Annotated in this window: 3 protein-coding genes; all 3 read right to left on the reverse strand. The window is 73.6% G+C overall.

Going from position 1 to position 2,466, the window contains the following annotated elements; all coding sequences use genetic code 11:
• Positions 1-205 (reverse strand): CT398-like coiled coil hairpin domain-containing protein (locus ACWDU1_RS31620; protein ID WP_450004085.1); only part of this gene is annotated, 205 nt, incomplete at its 3' end.
• Positions 206-422: 217 nt separating this feature from the next.
• Entirely contained in the window at positions 423-1,544 is a 1,122-nt protein-coding gene (locus tag ACWDU1_RS31625; protein WP_450004086.1) for a Nif3-like dinuclear metal center hexameric protein, read from the reverse strand.
• Positions 1,545-1,577: 33 nt separating this feature from the next.
• Positions 1,578-2,466, reverse strand: an 889-nt coding sequence (gene cobC, locus ACWDU1_RS31630; RefSeq protein ID WP_450004087.1) for an Rv2231c family pyridoxal phosphate-dependent protein CobC, incomplete at its 5' end; no start/stop codon positions are given.

Consider the following 2,466-nt stretch of genomic DNA (forward strand, 5'->3'; position numbering starts at 1 on the left):
CCAGTTTGCGGATATCGCGATCCAGATCGTCGAGCACGATCTCCACGGCCACGGCGGCGTCCTTCTGGGCGTTGCGTTCCGTCTCGACCCGGTCGACCTCCTGCTGTTCGGGTAATAGGCGGCGCCGATGGGCGATCCTGGTCAACTCGGTGTCGACCTCGGCGAGACGCAGCAGTCGGGCCTGAATCGATGGTTCGACATTCAACGCGAACGAACTCCCTGCACGCTGTGGACGGATAGAGAGTCCACCGTACTCCGGCCACCGCGCCCCGCCGCTCCCTGGCGCTCCGATTCGCTCGGCGGGCAGGTCTGGGCCGCGGATCGGTCACCGGGGCCGGCCGGTCACGGGTCGCCGACCAGTGCCCACCCCGGCCCGTCCGCCTACCGCCGCGATCAGTTCGGCGGGCCGATCGGGAGGTCGGTCAGTGGGCGCAGCCGACGGTCCACGGGTCGGTGCGGATCGTCGACACCCGGGTCTCCAACTCGGGGAAACCCGCGCGAACAACCCCGGCGGCCTGGGCGCACCAGGGGAACTCGGTGGCCCAGTGCGCGGCGTCGATCAGCGCCGGGCCGGTGCGGCGCAGGTGTTCGTCGGCGGGATGATGGCGCAGGTCGGAGGTGAGATAGGCGTCGACCCCGTGGCGGGCGGCGGCTTCCAGGAACGAATCCCCCGCGCCGCCACAGACCGCCACGGTGCGCAGGATCCGGTCGGGATCTCCGGCGGCCCGCACTCCCCAGGTCGTTTCCGGGAGTACCGCGGCGGCGCGGGCGGTGAATTCGCGCAGGGTCAGCGGTTCGGCGAGCGCGCCGACCCGGCCCAGCCCGAGCGCGCCGGGCACCGGAGCGCGCTCGGTGACGTGGTAGGCCGGTTCTTCGTACGGGTGGGCCGCCCGCAGCGCGGCCAGGACGCGCGCCCGGTGCACGGGCGCGGCGACCAATTCGATCCGGTCCTCGCTCACCCTGGTCAGCTCACCGACCGCGCCGATGGCCGGTTCCGCCCCGGCCACGGGCCGGAACTGCCCGGTTCCGGTGACCCGCCAGGCGGCCTCGCGGTAATCGCCCGCACCGCCGGCCCCCGCGTCGAACAGCGCTGCCAGCACTTCGTCGGACCGGTCCCGGGGGACCTGCACCGTCCACTTGTCCACGGCAGCGGCCGGTTTCGGGTCCAGGGGGCCGGTGACGGTCAGCCCGAGTGTCTCGGCCAGCGCGTCCGAGACGCCGGGGTCGGCCGAATCGGCGTTGGTGTGCGCGGTGAACAGGGCGCAGCCCGCGCGGATGAGCCGGTGCACCAGCGCACCCTTGGGCCGATCGGCCGCGACGCTGTCGACCCCGCGCAGCAGGAGCGGATGGTGGGCCACCAGCGCCTGCGCACCCCAGTTCACGGCCTGTTCGACCACGGCCTCGGTGACATCGACGGTGAACAGCACGCGCCGCACCTCCTCGCGCGGATCCCCGCACACCAGGCCCACCGAATCCCACGGTTCGGCCAGTCCCGGCGGATAGGCGGTATCCAGCGTCTCGATGAGGTCGACCAGTTTCGCCACGGCACACCTTTCGTCGGAGAGGGTCGGCGACAATCATGTCCCGTCGGTGACCCGGTGCCGCGCACCGGTCTCGCGCACAACCTCCACCAGCCGGTCCACCTCGGCGTCCGGTCGCACCGCCACCCGCAGATGATCCGGGCCCAGCCCCGGAAAGGTATCGCAGCGCCGGACCGCGATCCCCCGTGCACGCAAGTGTTTGCGCAGAATCTCCCCCTCCCGGACACGCAGCAGCAGGAACGGCCCGGCCGCGGGTCCGGCGACCTCGAAGCCGAGCGCGGTCAGCCGTGCGGCCATCGCTTCGCGCTCACGCCCGAGCTCCACCGCCCGGCCCTGCGCCTGCGCCACCGCCGCGGGTTCGGCGGTGGCGCCGACGGCCGTCAACTGGAGGGTGCCCAGCGGCCAGTGCGCCCGGCCTCGTGCCAGCCGGCGCAGCACCTCCGGCGCCCCCAGCAGATAGCCGCAGCGCAGCCCCGCCAGCGCCCACGTCTTGGTGAGACTGCGCAGCACCAGCAGCCCGGCATCGGCCTCGGCGGCCAGCGATTCCGGTTCCCCGGGCACGGCGTCCATGAAGGCCTCGTCCACCACCACGATCCGGCCCGGCCGGCGCAGGGCGCGCAGCGTGGCGGCGGGGTGCAGGACCGAGGTCGGGTTGGTGGGGTTGCCGATCACCACCAGATCCGCCGCCGCCGGAACCGACTCCGGGTCCAGCGTGTAGGGCGGTTCCAGCACCACCCGGGTCACCGCCACGTCCGCCTCGCGCAGGGCCAGTTCGGGTTCGGTGAACGAGGGATGCACCACCGCGGCCAGCCGCGGCCGCAGCCGCGGCAGCAGCGCGAATCCCTCCGCACCGCCGGCGAGGGTGAGCACGCGGTCGGCGCCGACTCCGTGCCGCCGGGCGACCGCCTCGCGCGCCGACCGGTCG

The organism is Nocardia sp. NPDC003345, assembly GCF_053589395.1.